The following is a 17,713-nucleotide window of genomic DNA, read 5'->3' on the forward strand; positions in this document are numbered from 1 at the left end:
GGGTGATCTCGATGTTGGTCCGGGAGATGATGACGGCGCCGGTGGTGACCGTGCCGCGGACGTGGAGCGTCAAACAGGCCATCCACCTGCTCTACGAGCAGGACATCACGGCCGCCCCGGTGGTCGACGAGAAGGGCCGGATGGTCGGGATCGTCAGCGAGATGGACCTTCTGCGCGGCGAGTTCGAAACGGACCCCGGCTCCTACCTGCGTCCCGTAGCACTGCCCGGCTCGCGGCCGTCCGTAGGGGTCGAGGAGGTCATGACGTCCAACGTGAGGACCGTTCAGGAACAGGCCGACGTGCTGGAGGTCGTGGATCTGATGATCACGATGGGAGTGAAGAGCGTTCCGGTCCTACGTGGCGGAGACGTCGTCGGAATGGCCAGCCGACGTGACCTGATGGGGATCCTGGCTCACGGAGACGAGAGGATCCGCGATGACGTCCTGGCGGCGCTGCGTGACTCCCTCGAGACGACGTTGTGGCAGGTGACCGTACGCGACGGGCTGGTCGAACTGCACGGCGCTGACGTGGACGACAGGTCGGCCCGGATCGCCGAGATCATCGCGCGTACGGTGCCGGGCGTGGCCGGTGTCGTGCTCGCTTCGTCAGGCGCATCCGGGACATCAGAGCTTCCGTGAAAGGTGGGGAGCCGAGGCTGTGAAGCCTCGGCTCCTTCCGGCACCGGACGCCCGTCCCCGTCGGGCGGTCACGGCATCGGAGACAAGGAAAGGGACACCACACGCATGTGAACGGGAGGCTCAGCCATGGAGGCCAAGCAATGGAGCATCCAGATCTATATCACCGAGGAAGATGACGAAACGTCTGCTCGCGCGGTCCTCACTACCAGGGACGACACGCACGTGGCCGGGGTCGGCCGCGCACGTCGTAACCCCGCCGATCCTTCTGTGCCCGAGATCGGTGACGAGCTGGCGGTCGCGCGAGCGCTCGCCGACCTGACGGGCAAGTTGTTCGCCATCGGTTCGGACGACATCGCCGGGTGCGCCCGGCAGGGCTGAGCACGGCAGACCCGAAACGGCTCTCGTTCCCGCGCGGGGGCTCCGCGTTGTCCGGCCGGCCCGATGCGGCGAAACGGTCACGGCGATGCGGATGTCCGCTTCTCGCGAGGCTCGTCGTTCATGTCATGGCCGGCCCGCCCGCAGGAAGGACAGCAGGCGGTCGAGCGGCCACGTGTTGATCACCTGGTCGGCGGTGAGCCAGCCGCGCTGCGCGGTGCCCACGCCGTACCGCATGTTGGCCAGGTGCGGCACGGCGTGCGCGTCGCTGTCGACGGAGAAGAGGACGCCCTTTCCCGAAGCCCGCCTGACCAGGTCGGCGGGGAGATCGAGGCGCTCGGGGAAGGCATTGATCTCCAGCGCGGTGCCGGTGCGGGCGCAGGCGGTGAACACCGCGTCCCAGTCGGCGTCCACCGGCTCCCTCCTGCCGATCACGCGGGCCGTCGGATGGCCGATGATCTTGACGTGGGAGTTCTCGCAGGCCCGCAGCAACCGCCGGGTCGTCTCCTCGCGCGACTGCGTGAAATAGGAGTGCAAGGAGGCCACGCACAGGTCGAATCCGGCCAGGAACTCCGGCGGCCAGTCGACCTTCCCTTCCGGGTCGATGTTCAGCTCGGTGCCATGCAGCAGCCGCATCCCGCCGAAGGCGCCGTCCAGCCCTCGCACCTGTTCGCGCTGGGCCAGGGCCTTCTCGTCGGTCATCCGTTGCATGTACAGCGCGGGGGCGTGATCGGTGATCGCGAGATAGGAGTAGCCCCGCTCCGCCGCCGCGGCGGCCATCTCCTCCAGCGACGCCAGCCCGTCGGTCAGGTTCGTGTGCGTGTGCAGGTCGCCGCGGAGATCCGTCTCCGTCACGATCGGCGGGAGCTCACCGCGCAGTGCCGCCTCGATCTCGCCGCTGTCCTCGCGCAGCGTCGGCGGGATCCACGGCAGCCCGAGCATGCCGTACACCTCCGCCTCGCCGGTGGACGCGATCTTCTCCCCGGTCGTCACGTCGAACAGGCCGTACTCGGACAGCTTGAGCTTCTTGTGGACGGCGATCTCCCGCGTCCGGATGTTGTGTGCCCGCGAGCCGGTGAAGTACTGCAGGGCCGCGCCCCAGGAGTCGGCCGGCACGACCCGCAGGTCCACCTGGAGGCCGGTGACGGTGCGGACCGAGGTCTTGGTGTCTCCGTGCGCGATCACCTCGCCGGTCGTGGGGAGCCGGGTGAACGCCTCCATGAGCGCCGCCGGCTCGCATGATGTGGCGAGAACGTCGATGTCACCGATGGTGTCCTTCATCCGGCGCAGCGACCCCGCGTACACGCATCGCTCGCATCCCGGAACCTGGCGCAGCGACGCGATGATCTCCTCCGCGGCGCTCATCCCGATGCCGAGATCCACCCGCTCGCCTGCTTTGTGCATCAGTTCGATGCCGTGCAGGAGGTTCTCCTCGGTCTTGGGGCCGAATCCGTGCAGTCCGTGCAGCAGGCCCGCTCTGATCGCCGCCTCCAGGGACTCGATCGAGTCGATGCCCAGCTCGTGGTAGAGCGTCACGGCCTTCTTCGGACCGAGCGACGGGATCAGCGTGAGCATGCGGACGCCCGCCGGGATCTTGGTACGCAGCTCCTCGAGCTGGTGGATCGCGCCGGTGTGCAGGAACTCATCGATCTTCGCCGCGATCGAGGTGCCCACGTTGGGGATCCGGCGCAGCTCACCGGCGTCCATGTTCGAGATGTCGCGGGCGTAGCCGCCGACCGATCGCGCCGCCTTCTCGTACACCCTCACCCTGAAGGCGTCGCCGCCCGTGATCGCGATCAGATCCGCGTACTCCTGCAGCAGATCCGCTACCTGGTCATTCGAGCGCTCCACGGCTGCCACTCCCGCCGGGGTTCGGCATGACTTTCCTCCAGCATCGACTGCCAGGATCATCGGCAGATAGGGCTGAAGGTCCTGTATGGGATGCCACCTCGGAGCTGCCGGGAGGTCGAGATATCGGGAAATATCCGGAACACACAAGAGCTTTACCGCCGCGATACGCCAGAAAGCCACGCGGTGTGTTGGCCTTTCGGTGAGAAGCTGCCTCACTCACGAACCGGGCAGTCAGCGTGGAAACGCATTCGAACGGCCCCGGCGGGGAACGCGGTGCTGCGGCGATCCACGCCAGAGTGCCGAGTGCGCCCGGGGCAGGCGTGCGACCGGCCCATCCGGCGGCGAGCCTGATTCCGCCGCGCTGGGACGGGAGGGACGGAGCCATGAAAGCGATGGTCGGGGATCGACTGGTGCTCGAGAGCACCAGATCGGATAGACCGAATCACGTCGGCATCATCGTTGCTCTGCGTCACCCCGACGGCTCGCCCCCGTATGTCGTTCGCTGGCTCGACGAGGAGCGTGAGGTCCTGGTGTTTCCGGGGCGGGACGCCCGTATCGAGCATCGGCGAACCGGCTCGACCGACTCGGTGCCGGGCTGAGGGGCGCGGCCGGACCCTGCGTCTTCCGTGAATCGTCCGACACGATCTGTGGCGGCCCATGAGGTGTCCTCCTGGTGGAGCCGCTCCTTGAACTCCTCCTTGCACGGCAGGTCGGCCGCCGAGATCACGCGATGACGTGACCTTCGCCGTCCACGACCGGGACCGCGCTCACACCGTGTGCCGTCAGCACCTCGGCGACATCCCTGAACTGAGGCGACCTCGCTGGTCATGACGTCCCGCACCTTGTTGCGCACGATCGACTCCTTCCAGATTCAGCCCAGCCGCCGCCGTATGGCCTCGGCCGTCTCGCGGATCGCCGCCCGGACGGACGGGGTGACAGGGGCGTCGAGGCCGAAGTCGCCGCCCTCGATCCCGAAGACGAGCAACTCGTCCGGGAGCCGGTCGAGAGCCTCTCCGAGCGCGATCGCGTCCGCCAGGCCGAGGGCATGGGAGCTGCGCCGCCAGGCGGGGGCCCGGGGCCGGACGCTTCGGTGAACGGTTCCCGGTGCCGCGCCCGAGGAGGCCGCGTCTATCACGATCGCCAGGTAGGCACCGCTCCATGCCGTGACCAGGTGCATGGGGTCTCCGGAGCTCTCGGTGAGGACGACGCAGGAGGGGAGCGTTCCCCGGAGCGATCGGACCACCTCCGGGCCCGCCGCGTCGTCGCCCCGGGCGTAGCCGCCCAGGCCGATCACCACCGTCCTACCGCGCATCGAGGTGCAGCTCCAGGAAGTGGGCGGAGCAGGAGATACACGGGTCGTGGTTGCGCACCGCGCGTTCGCAGAGCGCGGCCAGTTCCGCCTGCGGCAGGTCGAGGCGGGGCGTGATGAGCTCGCGCAGGTCCATCTCGATGCGGACCTGGTTCTGCGCGGTCGGCGGGACGATGTCGGCCTCGGTGATCAGCCCGGCCTCGTCGAGGCGGTACCGGTGGTACAGCGTGCCGCGCGGCGCCTCCGAGGCGCCGTGGCCGACGCCCGCGACCGGCTCGACCGGTACGGCGGGGGCGTCGGGTTCGGTGTAGCCGTCGATGATCCGCAGGGCCTCGTCGCAGGCATGTACGACTTCCACGGCCCGGACGACGATGCTGCGGAAGGGGTTGCGGCAGACAGGGCCGAGTCCGGCCTCGCGCGCGGCCGAGCGGGCCAGCGGCGAAAGCAGGTCCGAGTTGAGCGCGTAGCGGGCGAGGGCGCCCACCAGATAGCCGCCGGTCCCGTCCAGCCGGGCGTGGAGCGCGGTGGAGTGCGGCACCTGCTCCTCCACCACGTGGACGGGCCAGTCCGCGATCGGGAACGAGGATCCGTCGCTGACGGCCGGCGAACCGGAGAGGATCGCGTATTCGTCCGGATGGCGCAGCGCCAGGAACCGGTAGGCGTGCTCGATGTCGGGGAAGTCGAATCCGGCGACCCACCTGACGGTGGCCAGCGCGTGCTCTCGCGCCTCGCGCAGCCGCTCGGCGACCGGGGCGAGCTCCTGGCGCCGGGGTACGCGGTAGAAGCCGCCCACCCGTACGTTGACCGGATGGATCGCGCGGCCCCCGAGAGTCGAGACCAGCTCGTTCCCCGCCTTCTTCAGCGCCAGCCCCCGCTCCAGGTGATCACGGTGGTCGGCGGCCATCGCCACGCCGCTCTCGTAGCCCAGGAAGTCGGGCGCGTGCAGCAGGAAGATGTGCAGCGCATGGGACTCGATCCATTCGCCGTAGTAGAGCAGCAGCCGCAGATCGCGCAGCGGCCCGGTCACCTCCACGCCGAAGGCCGACTCGATGGCCTGGCAGGCGCTCATCTGGTACGCCACCGGGCAGATGCCGCAGATGCGCGCGGTGATGTCAGGAGGCTCCTCGTACGAGCGGCCGCGTAGCAGCGCCTCGAAGAAGCGGGGCGGCTCGTAGATCGTGAGCTGGAGATCGGTGATGAGGCCGTCGCGGGCGCGTACCAGCAGCGCCCCCTCGCCCTCGACGCGCGAGAGGCCGCCGAGCCTGATCGTCTTATGCGTCATCCTCGGCCTCCTCGGACGCCCGCCGGAAGGGTTCCTCGGTCGCGTTGAACGTGCTGTAGACACGCACCAGGTCGGGGTCGCTCATGCCGAGCGTCCGCAGTTGTCTGTTCAACGCCCGCGAGTTGGTGGTCTCGGCGGGGCCGAAGCAGCCGTAGCAGCCCCGGTTGAACGCCGGGCACAGCGCCCCGCAGCCGGCCTGGGTGACCGGGCCGAGGCAGGGCGTGCCGTGGGCCACCAGGACGCAGACGTTGCCCCGTGCCTTGCATTCCACGCACACGCTGTGCCGGGGCACGACGGGACGCCGGTCGGCGAGGTACGCCGTGATGACCTCCAGAAGTTGGCGCTTGTCGATCGGGCAGCCGCGCAGCTCGAAGTCGACCGGCACGTGCGCGGAGATCGGGGTCGAGCGCTCCAGTGTGGCGATGTACTCGGGCCGGGCGTACACGACGGAGGTGAACTCGCGCACGTCGGCGAAGTCGCGCAGGGCCTGGATGCCGCCCGCGGTGGCGCAGGCCCCGATCGTCACCAGGCGCTTCGACACCCGGCGCACGTGCCGGACGCGCTCCGCGTCCTCCGCCGTCGTGATCGACCCCTCGACCAGGGACAGGTCGTACGGCCCCGGCCCCGCGGCGCTGGACGCCTCCAGGAAGTAGGCGATCTCCAGTTCGGCCGCGATCGACAGCAGTTCGTCCTCGCAGTCGAGCAGCGTGAGCTGGCAGCCGTCGCAGGAGGCGAACTTCCACACCGCCAGCCGAGGGCGGTGTCCTGGCTCCGAAACGCCCATCACAGCTCCTTCACCGCGAGGAGCCCGGCCGCCCGCTCATAGCTCACCACCGGGCCGTCCAGGCAGAGGAGCAGCGGGCCGAGCTGGCAGTGGCCGCAGCGGCCGACGCCGCACTTCATGTTGCGTTCAAGGGACAACACCACCCGCCCGGCCGGGACGCCGCGCCGCACCAGATCGGCGGCGACGGCGCGCATCATGACGTCGGGGCCGCACACGAACGCCGCGCTGCGGCGCGGCTCGAAGACGATCCGGTCGAGCAGCCTGGTGACCAGGCCCACCGGGCCCTTCCACGCCTGGTCGGGGTGATCCACGATGACCTGGACGTCGATGTCGTGTGCGTCCCTCCAGCGGGCCAGTTCTCGTGGATAGAGCAGGGTCAGGGGAGTACGGGTGCCCACGATCAGGCTGATCCGGCCATAGCGGGAGCGGTGGGTGATCAGCTCCCCGATGACCGTCCGCAGCGGCGCGAGCCCCAGGCCACCCGCTGCGACGACGACGTCAAGCCCGGCCGCGGCCGACACGTCCCACGCGGTGCCGTACGGGCCGCGGACCCCCACGACGTCACCCCGGCGGGTACGGCACAGGGCGCGGCTGACCGCGCCGACCGCGCGGATCGTGTGAACGTAGGCTCCGGGGCGAGCCCGGCCGCTGATCGAGACGGGGATCTCACCGACCCCCCGGGCGTAGATCATGGTGAACTGGCCGGGCAGGAACGGCGGGCACGGTCCACCCAGCGGCTCCAGTGTCAGCGTGACCGTGTCGGCCCGGTCCGGGCGCCGCGAGCGCACCCGGTAGGGCGCGGGCGTCATCGGATGCACGACAGCTCCTCGGTCACGTCGATGCCGGTCGGGCACCAGGTGATGCACCGCCCGCAGCCCACGCAGCCGGACGTACCGAACTGGTCGAACCAGGTGGCGAACTTGTGGGTCAGCCACTGCCGGTATCGGCCCCGCTGCGACCCGCGCACCGGGGCCCCGCCGACCTCGGAGAAGTCCAGCGTGAAGCAGGAGTCCCAGCGCTCGGACCGCTCCGCGACCTCACCGCTGAGGTCGGTGACGTCCTCGACCGTGCTGCAGAAGCAGGTGGGGCAGACCATCGTGCAGTTGGTGCAGGCCAGGCAGCGGGAGGCCACATCGTCCCAGCGCGGGTGGTCGTGGGCGGCGGGTAGCCACTCCTGGATGCCCGCGGTGTCGACCGTGCGTCCCATCCGACCGGCGGCGGTGCGGGAGACCTCCTCGGCCGCGGCGACGTCGTCGCCGGTGGCCGCCTGGTGCGGGATCGCCGTCACGATCTCCGCTCCCCGCTCGCTACCCGTCTCGATCAGGAACCGGTGCGGCGCCGCCAGCTCGGTGAGCGCGAGATCGAACCCCGCGGTGGCCTTCGGCCCCGTCCCCATGGAGACGCAGAAGCAGGTGCCGCCGGGCACCGCGCAGTTCACGGCGACCAGGAAGAGCGCCTCCCGCCGCCGGCGGTAGGCGGGATCGGGGTGCCTGCCGCCGAGGAACACCCGGTCCTGCACGGCCATCGCGGCGAGATCGCAGGCGCGTACACCCAGCAGCGCGACACGCGGCGCCTCGGGCTCGACCTCCTCGATCTCGCGGTCGCGCATCCGGAAGAGCGTCTGGCGGGGCGGCTGTGTGAAGCGCTTGGCCGAGTCCGGGCTCGCGGCGAAGCCGAACACCAAGTCGTCGTCCCGCTCGGTCAACCGGTAATGACCGGGCTCCTGAGCGTCACCTGTGCCCGCGGGCAGCTCCGCGGCGGATGAGATCTCGGCCAGTCGTACGGCGCCGTCCTTGACGGTGGGACCGACGACGGAATAACCGGCGGACCGCAAGGCCGCGACAAGCGGCTCCAGTGACCACACCACGACGTCCATCTCGACGGTCCCCCTCACGCTCCAGACGATGGGACTTATATCCCCTTCCATCACCTTCCAGACCTGATAGTCCAGGTATGGACGAAGGTCCTTCGTCGCGCAGGCTTTGGACCGTCGTTCGTGATCTCGGCGGCGGGAGCGTGCTCACCCCTCCGCTGGGCAGGGGGTCGGCATGCCCGGTGGACTGCTGACCGACATGTACGAGGTGAATATGGCGGCGAGCTACCTGCGCCGCGGCATGACCGATCAGGCCACCTTCAGCTTGTTCGTCCGCCGCCTGCCCGCGGACCGCGGCTTCCTGATCGCCGCCGGGCTGGAGGACGCGCTGCGGTTCCTGGAGGACTTCTCGTTCGAGCAGGAGGACCTCGACTACCTGCGTGACGTCCAGGGGCATGGCGCCGGGACGCTGCGGGCGCTCGCCGACCTGCGCTTCACCGGCGAGGTGTGGGCCGTGCCGGAGGGCCGAGCGGTCTTCGCGGGGGAGCCGTTGCTGGAGGTGACCGCGCCGATCGCCGAGGCGCAGATGGTCGAGACCATGATGCTCAATCACCTGACCTTCCAGACCAGCGTGGCCTCCAAGGCGGCCCGTTGCGTGCTCGCGGCCGACGGAGCCCGGCTGATCGATTTCGCGTTCCGCCGTACGCAAGGGGTCGAGGCCGCCATGGCCGTGGCCCGGGCGACCGCGGTCGCGGGCTTCGCCGCCACCAGCAACGCGGAGGGCGCGCGACGGTACGGTCTGCCCGCGTCGGGAACCATGGCGCACTCCTACGTCCAGGCGTTCCCGAGCGAAGAGGACGCGTTCGCCGCGTTCGCCGCGGACTTCCCCGACAGGACGACGTTCCTGGTCGACACCTACGACACGCTGTCCGGTGTGCGGAGGGCGGTGGACGTGGTGCGCCGGCTCGGGCTCACCGGCCCGGTGGGCGTACGGCTGGATTCCGGAGACCTCGGCGCGCTGGCCGGGGAGGCTCGCCGCCTGCTGGACGCCGCCGGGCTGCGGCACGCCCAGATCGTCGCCAGCGGCGGCCTGGACGAGTACGAGATCGCCGATCTCGTGAAGGCGGGCGCCCCGATCGACGCGTACGGCGTCGGCACCAAGGTCGGTGTGTCGGCCGACGCGCCCTACCTGGACACGGCCTACAAGCTGGTGGCCTACGGCGACCGTCCGGTGATGAAGCTGTCCCCGGGAAAGGTGAACCTGCCCGGGGCGAAGCAGGTGTTCCGCGGGCCGGACCGCGATGTGATCGCGCTGCGTGAGGAGGCCCCGCCGGCCGGCTGCCACCCTTTGCTCGTTCCTGTCCTGGTGGACGGCCGCCGGATCGCGCCGGTCGAGCCGATCACGGTCGTGCGGGACCGGTGCATGAGCGAACTGGCCCGCTTGCCGGCACCCACGCGGGCGCTGCGCGCGCCCCGGCCGGTCCCCGTGGAGATCAGCCTGCGACTACGCCGGCTCCAGGACCGCCTCCGCGGCACGCTGAGCGAGCGCCTGGCCGATCCGGCCGATCATCCGGCCACAGGGTCATGGTGATCTCGTCCGCGTTCTGAGCGATCTCGCGCCTGGCGCGAGACCGGTCCGGCGGGCACGGACGGGGCAAGCCCGGGCCAGAGGGGAAAGGGCTCCTGACAACAGGTGCCGACCTCCCTCGGCCTACGCGCCGCCGATCTTGGCGAAGAGTTGGGATCGGCATGAGCGTGACGGCCGATCCGAGGCGGTACGAGAGGGGTGCCGAGTGTGCCGGTCTATGTCACGCGGCGAATCGAGCGGACAGACGAGCGGGCGAAAGGCCCTGGCGACGGCACGTCGCACACGGGGCCGGGCCCGGAGCCTTGGGAGGCCTCAGCGATGGAGATGCCCGTAGTCAACGAGTGTCAGGTCGAGTCCTGCGCGTACAACAGGAATGGCGCGTGCCACGCGCTCGCCATCACCGTCGGTGACGTTCACCACGCACACTGCGACACATTCCTCAGCGGTCCCTCCAAGGGAGGCGATCCATCCGTCACCGGCCGCGTCGGCGCGTGCAAGATGTCCGACTGCCAGCACAACGTCCAGTTCGAATGCCAGGCCCCCGGCATCGTCGTCGGATATTCGCACGACGACGCCGAATGCCTCACGTACGCGCCCGCGTAGCCGGAACCGGGCGGCGGGAACTCGACCGGCCCGCGAATCGGCAGTCCGGTGGGAGCGATCGCCGTCACCGCTGAGTGGAACCCGGGTGATCACGAGGCTTGGCTGCCAGGGCGCGGCGGACCCGTGCGCCGTCGGATCGCTCCATCTCGTCGAGGGCCAGTTCCACAACGGCCAGCGCCTCCTCGAGGCGGGGCAGGAGGAGGTCGCGCAGTGCCCGGATCCGTCGGCCGGTCATCGCCTCCTCCTCCGTGACGATCCGCGCGGCCTCCGCGGCCACCGCGTGCTCGACCCCGGCGCGCAGGGCGGCGAGGCAGGCCGCCCTGGCCGGGACGAGCGCCGCCGTGACCATGGGCGGCGGTGACGCGACCGGCGCGGGCGGGCGGAAGGCGGACCTCCCCGGATAGCTGGTCCCCATGGCGTCGATCCACTCCACCCGTACCTCGGCGAGGGGGCCGCCACCGGCGAGCCGGATCGCTCGACGGCCGCCCAGCAACGAGGCGCGCAGCAGCCAGGTGTCGGCCTCCCGGCACGCCGATTCCCATTCCTCGCCGGTACGCGCCGCGAGTCGCGTGAGGCGGTCCCGCTCGCGCCGCAGGATGCGCCGCTTGCGGTCGAGGACGGCCAGCCCGCGCCGTAGGGCGGCGAGGCGGTGCCGGAGCCACAGACGGCCGGCCCGTCCGGGCGGAACCTTGAGCGTCACGTCTCCTCCCGGTATCCCGCGTCGAGCGCCGCCGGTGACAACATGGAGAGCTCCCGCCGGGGCAGCACGGAGACGACCTGCCAGGCCCGCGCGAAGGTCTCGTCGAGGGAACGCGCCTCGTCCCGCCGCTGGGCCAGGAGCCGCCGCGTGAACGCGTCCGCCATGGCGAGGTAGCGGCGGTCGGTGTCGCCGAGCGCGCCCTCCCCGACGATCTCGGCGAGCTCCGCCGCCTGGCGGGCACGGGCCAGCGCGGCGAGGATCTGGGCGGCGAGATCCATGTGCTCGGGCCGGGTCCTACCGGGCCCGACCCCCGCCCGCATCATCCGCGACAGCGAGGAGAGCGGGTCGATGTGCGGATAAACAGGGACATCCCGGGTCAGCAGGATCTGGCCCTCCGTGATGTATCCGGTGAGGTCGGGCACCGGATGCGTGATGTCCCCCGCGGGCATGGTGAGCACCGGCAGTACGGTCACCGAGCCGGGCAGTCCCGGCACCCGCCCGCACCGCTCGTACAGGGAGGCGAGGTCGCTGTACAGATAGCCCGGGTACGCGCGCCGCGCCGGGATCTCACCGCGCGCGGAGGACACCTCCCGCAGGGCCTCGCAGTAGCTCGTCATGTCGGCCAGCACCACGAGGACGTGCCGTCCCAGGACGAAGGCGAGGTGCTCGGCGACGGTCAGGGCGAGCCGCGGGGTGAGCACCCGCTCGATCACCGGGTCGTCGGCGAGGTTGAGGAACAGCGTCAGCTCCCCGGCCGCCGAACGCTCCTCCAGGGTGTCCCGTACGGTCGCCGCGTCGGCGTGGGTCAGCCCGATGGCGGCGAAGACCACGCTGAACGGCGTTCCGCCGGTGTTGGCCTGGGCGGCGATCTGCGCGGCGAGCTCCAGATGGGGGAGGCCACCGGAGGAGAACACGGCGATCTTCTGCCCGCGGACCAGCGTGGTGAGGGCGTCTATGGCGGACACGCCGGTGAGCACGGGCTCGGACGGGGGCTCGCGCCGGGTCGGATTGAGCGGGAAGCCGGTCACCGCGGCGTCGGCCGTGCCGAAGACGGGAGGCCCGCCGTCCAGCGGCCGGCCGCGCCCGTCGCACACCCTGCCCTGCCAGCCCGCGCCGACCGGGATCCGGAGCGGGCACCCGGCGAAGGTCACGCGGGTGCCCTCGGCCCGCAGCCCCGCGGTCCCTTCGAAGACCTGGACGACGGCCAGGTCGCGGTCGGCCTCCAGGACCAGGCCGTGCCTGCGCTGCCCCGTCTCCAGCTCGATCGACGCGTACTCGTCCCAGCCGACGCCGCGCACGCCCCGGACCACGATCAGCGGGCCGCGCAGCTCCGCCACGTCGGTGTACTCCACCGGAGCCCAGGACGTCACCCCGCCTCCTCCAGCTCGCCCAGTACGGCGTCACGCCGCGTGGGGATCTCCTCCTCGGGCGCGTCCTTCGCGCGCAGCACGGGGGAGAAGTCGCGCTCCTCGATCGAGGCCACCGGCACCCCGCGCTCGGCCAGGGCCTGGCAACGGTCGACGACCGCGAGAAGTGCGTCGGCGAGCGCGGCGGTGCGCTCGGGCCCGCAGTAGGCGTCGGCGGGACTGAGCGCGCTCTGCTGCAGGAAGCCCTCGCGGACCAGCCGCCCGCCGAGCAGGACGACGCGTTCGTGCGGTGGGAGCGTCCCGGTCCCGACCAGCTCGGCCAGCGTGGTCAGCCGGTCCGCCTCGGCCAGCAGCGCCGCCATCCGCGCCCGTCGCGCCGCGCCCTCCGGGGTCCCGGCCATCAGGGCGTCGGCGTCACGGGCGAAGGAGCCGCTCCAGGACACCGCGGGATAGTGGCGCGCGTAGGCGAGGTCGCGGTCGAGCGTCCACTGGGACCGTACGAACCGCTGGGTGAGTGTGGTGACCGGTTCCGTCATGTCGCCTCCGGGCGGCGAGACGGCACCGATGATCGTCACCGAGCCGGTGCCGCCGCCGAGCGTGGTGACGCGGCCAGCCCTCTCGTAGAAGGCCGCCAGCGCGGAGGCGAGATCGGCGGGGTACCCCTCCTCGGCGGGGAGCGCTCCGCCGCGGGAGCCGAGCTCGCGCCGGGCCTCCGCCCACCGGGACGTCGAGTCCGCGATGACCACCGCGTCGTAGCCCATGTCCCGGAAGTGCTCGGCGACCGTGACGCCGGTGTAGACGCTGGACTCCCGGGCCATCATCGGCATGTTGGAGGTGTTGGCGATCACCACGGTCCGGTCCGCGAGCCGCCCTCCGGTCCGCGGGTCGGACAGCCGGGCCAGCTCGGCGACGACGTCGGCCATCTCGTTGCCGCGTTCCCCGCAGCCGATGTACACCACGACGTCCGCGTCGCACCATTTCGCGATCTGCTGGAGGAGCACGGTCTTGCCGGTGCCGAACCCGCCGGGAACGGCCACCGTTCCCCCGAGGGAGACGGGCAGGAGGAGGTCGATCACCCGCTGGCCGGTCGTGAGTGGGACCACCTCGTCGAGACGCGCGGAGTACGGCAGCGGCTGGCGTACCGGCCGCTCACTTTCCAGGGTGACCTCGACGCCGCCGACGACCGCGACCGATGTCCGGGCCGGGCAGGGGCCCGCCCGCCGGATCGCGGAGACTTCGCCGCCCGGTGACAGCACCAGGTAGGGGGGCGACTCGCCGCTCTCGACGCTGCCGATGGCCGTGCCTCTCCCCGTCATGGCGCGCTGATCGACCAGCGGGGTGAACCGCCAGGAACGGTCGGCGCCCGCCGGCCGCGGCGCGGCCGGGTCCAGCCACAGGCCCGCGCCGCTGAGAGGGCGGAGCAGGCCGTCGAACACCCCGCCGAGCAGGTGCGGTCCGAGCAGGGCCGACAGGGGCGCCCCCCGGCGCTCGGCGGGATGGCCGGGAGCCAGCCCGCCGGTGTACTCGTAGGCCTGGACGGTGGCCCGGCCGCCGCGCAGGGAGACGACTTCGCCGGGCAGCCGGTGGGGCCCCAGATCGACCAGCTCGAACATCGCCGCTCCGGCGAGACCGTCGACCTCGACCAGCGGCCCGTTGACCCTCGTCACCGTGCCCACAGCCGTTCCGCCTCCGCTCCGAGCGCGTCGACGGCTCGGCCCGCGAGCGCGCCGAGCGAGCAGTCCACGCGGCGGCCCCGCCCCACACCCACGACGCCCCCGTCGGGATGCTCGCGCACGATCAGGTCGTCACCGCCCGACTCGCGAGCAAGCTCGCGAAGGCGCTCGACCAGGCGGGGATAGCAGGGGTCGTCCCGGAGCGCCAGAACCGCCGCCACCGCGCGCCTGCGCAGCTCCAGCACGACCTCCCGCCGGGCGGCCAACTCGATGTCGCGGGCGCGCCGCCCGGCCCGGACCCGTACGGCGTCCGCCCGAGCCCGGGCCTCCGACGTCCCGGCCTCCCGGGCCTCGTCGATCATGTCCTGCGCCGCCCTCCGGGCGACGGCCAACGTCTGCGCGGCGTCGTGCTCGGCCGCGGCGATCATCGCGTCCGCGTCGAGCCGTGCCCGCCGTAGCAGGGCCCCGGACACGGGCGCCAGCGCGTCCCGGACCCCGGTCACGCCGGCATCACCACCCGCAGCGGCCCCCCGCTCGTGTCGCCGAGTGAGGTGGCCGCCGCGGGCGTGAGGATCACCACGGCCACCTCGGGCCCCAGGTCCCGCCACGCCGTACGGACCTCGTCGGCGTTCTCGGCGGGCAGTACGAGCGCCCCGGCCAGGCCGTATCCGGCCACGCGGACGGCCTCTCCGATGATCGCGATGGTCGCCATGGCCGGTCACGCCCGCCCGATGAGAATGATGCCGATGACCAGCCCGTAGATCGCGATGCCCTCGGCCAGGCCGACGATGACGATGGCCCGGCCGAACAGCTCCGGCCGTTCGCTCATCGCGGCCAGGGCCGCGGCTCCCGTGTAGGCCACGGCGATGCCGGCTCCGATCGCCGAGCCGGCGACCGCGATCGCCGCGCCGAGCAGCGCTGTTCCGCTGGGTGCCGTCGCCGGGGCGGTGGCCGCGGCACCCTGCGCGCCGCCGGTGGTGAGCGCCCAGACGAGAAGCGTGAGCGCGGCGAGCGCGATGGCGGCGTTCATGGCGTGCAGGCCTCGTCTGATCCAGACGGACATGGCATCGCCTCCCTGGATGTCGGCGGAGGACGCCAGGGGCGGAACGGGCGCCCCTCGACCTGGAAGAGCCGGGAGAACAGCTCGTAGTACTCCAGGCGCAGGGCCTGGATGGCGACCACGAGCCCCTCGATCGTGAGGGCGAGCGCGGTGCCGACGACGAAGACCGCCGCGGCCCCGACGGGGTGGCCGGGCCACAGAGCGGTGGTTCCGGTCCAGACGATCGACCCGATGGCCGCGTGGGTGAGCCCGAAGGCGGCGAGCCGGGCGAACGACGCCAGGTTCGCGCCCAGCCGTACGACCACGTCGAAGATCCGCATGGCGGCCTGGGCGGTCCCGCCGGCGCCGCCGCCCGCCTCGGCCAGGAAACCGGCGAACGCCAGCGTGAGACCCACGGCGGCGAGCAGTCCGCCGGCCACCACGAGATCGTCCAGCCCGGAGTACCAACCGGCGAACGCCAGCCCGAACCCGATGAAAACCGCCGCTCCCGCGATCCCGGCGGAGGAATAGAGCGCGACCCGCACGCCACCTTCGCGCCACCGGTTCACGATGCCGAGCAGGTACGCGGCGCCGAGCAGCAGCGCGCCCGCGCCGATGGCGGCGAGCAGCAGTGGGACCGGATGGGAGAGCGGTTCCAGCCAGAGCACCGGGACGACGCCCGTCGGCCCGAAGAACTCGCCGTAGAGCAGGCCGAAGAGCATGCTCGTCAGGCCAGCTCCGGCGGCGAACGGCCAGGCCCGGCGGAACCGGCCCAGCCATCGTGGACGGCCGAAGTACAGCCCCGCCGCGGCGCAGAGCACCAGCAGCCCGTGCCCGACGTCGCCGAACATCATGCCGAACATCAGGACGTACGCGCTCGCCGCGAGCGGTGTGGGATCGATGTCGGAGTACGGCACCGTCCCGTACGTGGCGACGAGCGGGGACAGGGAGCCGCGCACTCCCCGGGACCGGAGCAGCGACGGCGCTTCGACCCCCTTCGGCCGGGTGATCGGGACGGCGGCACCGCCCGCGGGGGCCAGCCGCTTCGCCAGTTCGGGGACCGCATCGGCGGGCATCCAGCCGGCGAGCGCCGCGACACCGTCGCGGACGACGGCCGCCTTCGCCACGGTCTGCGGCGACGCGTCCGGCGGCGCGGCGAGTTCCACCGCTCCCGCGTCCGCCACCTCGGCGAGCACCTCGCTCAAGGAGTCCACGGGGGCCGCGATCGCGACCCGCTCCATGCGTACCGGACGCAGGGCGTCGCGCCAGCTCATGATCGCCGCCTCGCCCGCGAACCCCGCCGCGCGGACAGGTCAGACGAGGGCATCGCGATCACCACCTCGTGCGGCGAGTTCGAGCGCGGCGCGGACCCTCCGGGCGTCCGCGGCGAGCACGGCGACCGCTCCCAGGACGGGCGTCATGGAGAATCCCGGACCGGCCAGGAGATCGCGGCCGTCCTCCTCCAGCCTCGTCCACCAGCGCTCCTCGCCCTCCCACAGCCGCCCGGGATCGTCGATGTCGCGCAGCGCCCAGCGGGCGGGCGGAGCGAGCCGCTCGGCCATCTCCGGGAGTGACGCCGCCTCGACGGCCCCGGTGCCGAGCAGGGCCCGGCAGCGCTCCCGGACCCCGACCGGCAGGTCACGGGCCTCGGCATGCCGCTCGCGGGCGGCCAGCAGCGCCGTCGCACCCAGGACCCACGCGCCGGCGGCGGGTACCGTGTCGGCGACACGCCCGGCCCAGGCGACGCGCATGCCGAGCTGGATCTCCCGGCGTCCCGCGCCGCCCGGGTCCCCCCACGCGGAGGCGGCCAGCGTCGCCCGGAGCTCGGCGAGCGAGGCGCACCGCCGCAGGCGCGGCCATGCCGTACCCGCCGAGCCGAGGGCGAACTCGGGATCGGCGGGCACACCGGACAGGCGGCACATGAGCTCGTCCACGTTGGCGATCTCGAACCACCGGACCACGACGCGGATCGCCTGCCCGCCCTCGCGGGGAAGCCAGCCGGCGAGCACGCGCAGATGCCACAGGAGCGTGGCGAGCACCGCCCACTGTGCCTCGGGCAGGCTCTGGCCACGCCGTACGTCGTGCCCGTAGGAGGTGCCGGTCAGCAGGGCGACCGCCTCGTCGGCGGAGCCGCAGGCGGCGATCCGGCGGGTGGCGGAGCGGCCGGCCCTCCTCCGTGCCAGGGCTCTGGCCCGTGTCGAACCGGCGACCCAGGCGGCGGTCATGACGGACCACCGGCCAGCCCCCTGACCTCGGCGACGATCCGCGCCACCTCGGCCGGCATCCGGACCTCGGCCCGCGCGCGAACATCGTCGGCGGCGCGCTCGGCGGCGCGGAGGACCGCCCGCTCCTCCTCGTCGGCCTCCCGCCCCGCGGTGGCGGCGGCCTGCGCCCTCTCGGCCTCCGCGGTGTGCCGCGCCGCCGAGGCGACGGCGGCGGCCTGGACCCGGGCCCGCTCCCGTATTTCCCCGGCGTGGTGCTCCGCCGTGGCGCGCATGTCCGCGCAGGCGGCCCGTACGTCGGCGAGGGCGGAGAAGACCATGTCGAGCTCGGTGCTCTGGTCCGCGGCGTAGTCGGCGGGCACCCCGGTCGGCGCCGCGGCACCCGGCACGCCGGTGGGGCGGAACCGCTGGAGGAAATCGCTCAATCGGGCCATGGTCACCTCCGCCGACGCCGGGCGCTTGCATGAGC

At 72.2% G+C, this 17,713-nt stretch carries 20 protein-coding genes; 5 read left to right on the forward strand and 15 right to left on the reverse strand.

Annotation, left to right across the window (positions count from 1 at the left end; translation table 11 throughout):
• The first annotated feature begins 11 nt into the window (after positions 1-11).
• Together AB0I59_RS19380 and AB0I59_RS19385 are read left to right on the forward strand one after the other, a co-directional pair.
• Positions 12-638 (forward strand): CBS domain-containing protein, encoded by a 627-nt coding sequence (locus tag AB0I59_RS19380; RefSeq protein WP_063818856.1) that lies wholly within the window; start codon positions 12-14, stop codon positions 636-638.
• 126 nt (positions 639-764) lie between these two features.
• Positions 765-1,016, forward strand: coding sequence for a DUF1876 domain-containing protein (locus AB0I59_RS19385; RefSeq protein ID WP_061258054.1), 252 nt, complete (start codon positions 765-767; stop codon positions 1,014-1,016).
• A 123-nt stretch (positions 1,017-1,139) separates the two neighbouring features.
• On the opposite strand, the gene polX is transcribed toward AB0I59_RS19385, so the two are convergent.
• Positions 1,140-2,864: a DNA polymerase/3'-5' exonuclease PolX gene (gene polX, locus AB0I59_RS19390; RefSeq protein ID WP_061258055.1), complete on the reverse strand. Its 1,725-nt coding sequence runs from the start codon at positions 2,862-2,864 to the stop codon at positions 1,140-1,142.
• 383 nt (positions 2,865-3,247) lie between these two features.
• Between polX and AB0I59_RS19395 the strand changes: the two genes are divergently transcribed.
• Positions 3,248-3,463 carry a DUF1918 domain-containing protein gene (locus AB0I59_RS19395; protein WP_061258056.1) on the forward strand — a complete coding sequence of 72 codons (216 nt, stop codon included), beginning with the start codon at positions 3,248-3,250 and terminating at the stop codon, positions 3,461-3,463.
• 272 nt (positions 3,464-3,735) lie between these two features.
• Here AB0I59_RS19395 and AB0I59_RS19400 read toward each other — a convergent pair whose 3' ends face one another.
• The 5 genes from AB0I59_RS19400 to AB0I59_RS19420 are packed head-to-tail and all read right to left on the reverse strand — an operon-like array spanning position 3,736 to position 8,133.
• Positions 3,736-4,176 (reverse strand): hydrogenase maturation protease, encoded by a 441-nt coding sequence (locus tag AB0I59_RS19400; RefSeq protein ID WP_358134489.1) that lies wholly within the window; start codon positions 4,174-4,176, stop codon positions 3,736-3,738.
• Positions 4,166-5,455, reverse strand: coding sequence for a Ni/Fe hydrogenase subunit alpha (locus AB0I59_RS19405; RefSeq protein WP_061258057.1), 1,290 nt, complete (start codon positions 5,453-5,455; stop codon positions 4,166-4,168). Before AB0I59_RS19405 ends, AB0I59_RS19400 begins: the two co-directional genes overlap by 11 nt.
• Positions 5,445-6,239: an NADH-quinone oxidoreductase subunit B family protein gene (locus AB0I59_RS19410; protein WP_358134492.1), complete on the reverse strand. Its 795-nt coding sequence runs from the start codon at positions 6,237-6,239 to the stop codon at positions 5,445-5,447. The genes AB0I59_RS19405 and AB0I59_RS19410 overlap by 11 nt, the downstream gene beginning before the upstream one ends.
• Entirely contained in the window at positions 6,239-7,048 is an 810-nt protein-coding gene (locus AB0I59_RS19415) for an FAD/NAD(P)-binding protein (RefSeq protein ID WP_358134828.1), read from the reverse strand. The genes AB0I59_RS19410 and AB0I59_RS19415 overlap by 1 nt, the downstream gene beginning before the upstream one ends.
• Positions 7,045-8,133: a 4Fe-4S dicluster domain-containing protein gene (locus AB0I59_RS19420; RefSeq protein ID WP_358134495.1), complete on the reverse strand. Its 1,089-nt coding sequence runs from the start codon at positions 8,131-8,133 to the stop codon at positions 7,045-7,047. Before AB0I59_RS19420 ends, AB0I59_RS19415 begins: the two co-directional genes overlap by 4 nt.
• Positions 8,134-8,287: 154 nt before the next feature.
• Here AB0I59_RS19420 and AB0I59_RS19425 point away from each other — a divergent pair, with 154 nt between their 5' ends.
• Complete coding sequence (locus AB0I59_RS19425; RefSeq protein ID WP_082777169.1) at positions 8,288-9,643, forward strand: nicotinate phosphoribosyltransferase; 1,356 nt, start codon at positions 8,288-8,290, stop codon at positions 9,641-9,643.
• 315 nt (positions 9,644-9,958) lie between these two features.
• Entirely contained in the window at positions 9,959-10,243 is a 285-nt protein-coding gene (locus AB0I59_RS19430) for a DUF1540 domain-containing protein (protein WP_061258059.1), read from the forward strand.
• Positions 10,244-10,307: 64 nt separating this feature from the next.
• Here the strand turns inward: AB0I59_RS19430 and AB0I59_RS19435 are convergent, their stop codons facing one another.
• The 9 genes from AB0I59_RS19435 to AB0I59_RS19475 are packed head-to-tail and all read right to left on the reverse strand — an operon-like array spanning position 10,308 to position 17,669.
• Entirely contained in the window at positions 10,308-10,943 is a 636-nt protein-coding gene (locus AB0I59_RS19435; RefSeq protein WP_061258060.1) for a V-type ATP synthase subunit D, read from the reverse strand.
• Positions 10,940-12,313 carry a V-type ATP synthase subunit B gene (locus AB0I59_RS19440; RefSeq protein WP_061258061.1) on the reverse strand — a complete coding sequence of 458 codons (1,374 nt, stop codon included), beginning with the start codon at positions 12,311-12,313 and terminating at the stop codon, positions 10,940-10,942. Before AB0I59_RS19440 ends, AB0I59_RS19435 begins: the two co-directional genes overlap by 4 nt.
• Positions 12,310-13,986: a V-type ATP synthase subunit A gene (locus AB0I59_RS19445; protein ID WP_358134501.1), complete on the reverse strand. Its 1,677-nt coding sequence runs from the start codon at positions 13,984-13,986 to the stop codon at positions 12,310-12,312. The genes AB0I59_RS19440 and AB0I59_RS19445 overlap by 4 nt, the downstream gene beginning before the upstream one ends.
• Positions 13,974-14,486 carry a hypothetical protein gene (locus tag AB0I59_RS19450; RefSeq protein WP_358134503.1) on the reverse strand — a complete coding sequence of 171 codons (513 nt, stop codon included), beginning with the start codon at positions 14,484-14,486 and terminating at the stop codon, positions 13,974-13,976. Before AB0I59_RS19450 ends, AB0I59_RS19445 begins: the two co-directional genes overlap by 13 nt.
• Positions 14,483-14,695, reverse strand: a complete 213-nt coding sequence (locus AB0I59_RS19455) for a hypothetical protein (protein WP_358134506.1) — start codon at positions 14,693-14,695, stop codon at positions 14,483-14,485. The genes AB0I59_RS19450 and AB0I59_RS19455 overlap by 4 nt, the downstream gene beginning before the upstream one ends.
• Positions 14,696-14,701: 6 nt before the next feature.
• Positions 14,702-15,046 carry an ATP synthase subunit C gene (locus AB0I59_RS19460; protein ID WP_082777172.1) on the reverse strand — a complete coding sequence of 115 codons (345 nt, stop codon included), beginning with the start codon at positions 15,044-15,046 and terminating at the stop codon, positions 14,702-14,704.
• Positions 15,010-16,296: a V-type ATPase 116kDa subunit family protein gene (locus AB0I59_RS19465; protein WP_358134509.1), complete on the reverse strand. Its 1,287-nt coding sequence runs from the start codon at positions 16,294-16,296 to the stop codon at positions 15,010-15,012. The genes AB0I59_RS19460 and AB0I59_RS19465 overlap by 37 nt, the downstream gene beginning before the upstream one ends.
• Before the next feature lie 39 nt (positions 16,297-16,335).
• Positions 16,336-17,247 carry a hypothetical protein gene (locus tag AB0I59_RS19470; RefSeq protein WP_358134511.1) on the reverse strand — a complete coding sequence of 304 codons (912 nt, stop codon included), beginning with the start codon at positions 17,245-17,247 and terminating at the stop codon, positions 16,336-16,338.
• Positions 17,244-17,669: a hypothetical protein gene (locus AB0I59_RS19475; RefSeq protein ID WP_358134514.1), complete on the reverse strand. Its 426-nt coding sequence runs from the start codon at positions 17,667-17,669 to the stop codon at positions 17,244-17,246. Before AB0I59_RS19475 ends, AB0I59_RS19470 begins: the two co-directional genes overlap by 4 nt.
• Positions 17,670-17,713 lie beyond the last annotated feature (44 nt).

It is taken from the genome of Microtetraspora glauca (assembly GCF_040656155.1).
In the GTDB taxonomy this organism is placed as follows: domain Bacteria; phylum Actinomycetota; class Actinomycetes; order Streptosporangiales; family Streptosporangiaceae; genus Microtetraspora; species Microtetraspora glauca.

Coding starts and splice junctions, on each gene's coding strand:
- AB0I59_RS19415 (WP_358134828.1), bottom strand. CDS start 7,048: ATGACGCCCGCGCCCTACCGGGTGCGCTCGCGGCGCCCGGACCGGGCC.
- AB0I59_RS19465 (WP_358134509.1), bottom strand. CDS start 16,296: ATGAGCTGGCGCGACGCCCTGCGTCCGGTACGCATGGAGCGGGTCGCG.
- AB0I59_RS19460 (WP_082777172.1), bottom strand. CDS start 15,046: ATGTCCGTCTGGATCAGACGAGGCCTGCACGCCATGAACGCCGCCATC.
- AB0I59_RS19380 (WP_063818856.1), top strand. CDS start 12: ATGTTGGTCCGGGAGATGATGACGGCGCCGGTGGTGACCGTGCCGCGG.
- AB0I59_RS19425 (WP_082777169.1), top strand. CDS start 8,288: ATGCCCGGTGGACTGCTGACCGACATGTACGAGGTGAATATGGCGGCG.
- AB0I59_RS19455 (WP_358134506.1), bottom strand. CDS start 14,695: ATGGCGACCATCGCGATCATCGGAGAGGCCGTCCGCGTGGCCGGATAC.
- AB0I59_RS19405 (WP_061258057.1), bottom strand. CDS start 5,455: ATGACGCATAAGACGATCAGGCTCGGCGGCCTCTCGCGCGTCGAGGGC.
- AB0I59_RS19400 (WP_358134489.1), bottom strand. CDS start 4,176: ATGCGCGGTAGGACGGTGGTGATCGGCCTGGGCGGCTACGCCCGGGGC.
- AB0I59_RS19430 (WP_061258059.1), top strand. CDS start 9,959: ATGGAGATGCCCGTAGTCAACGAGTGTCAGGTCGAGTCCTGCGCGTAC.
- AB0I59_RS19395 (WP_061258056.1), top strand. CDS start 3,248: ATGAAAGCGATGGTCGGGGATCGACTGGTGCTCGAGAGCACCAGATCG.
- AB0I59_RS19410 (WP_358134492.1), bottom strand. CDS start 6,239: ATGGGCGTTTCGGAGCCAGGACACCGCCCTCGGCTGGCGGTGTGGAAG.
- AB0I59_RS19385 (WP_061258054.1), top strand. CDS start 765: ATGGAGGCCAAGCAATGGAGCATCCAGATCTATATCACCGAGGAAGAT.
- AB0I59_RS19470 (WP_358134511.1), bottom strand. CDS start 17,247: ATGACCGCCGCCTGGGTCGCCGGTTCGACACGGGCCAGAGCCCTGGCA.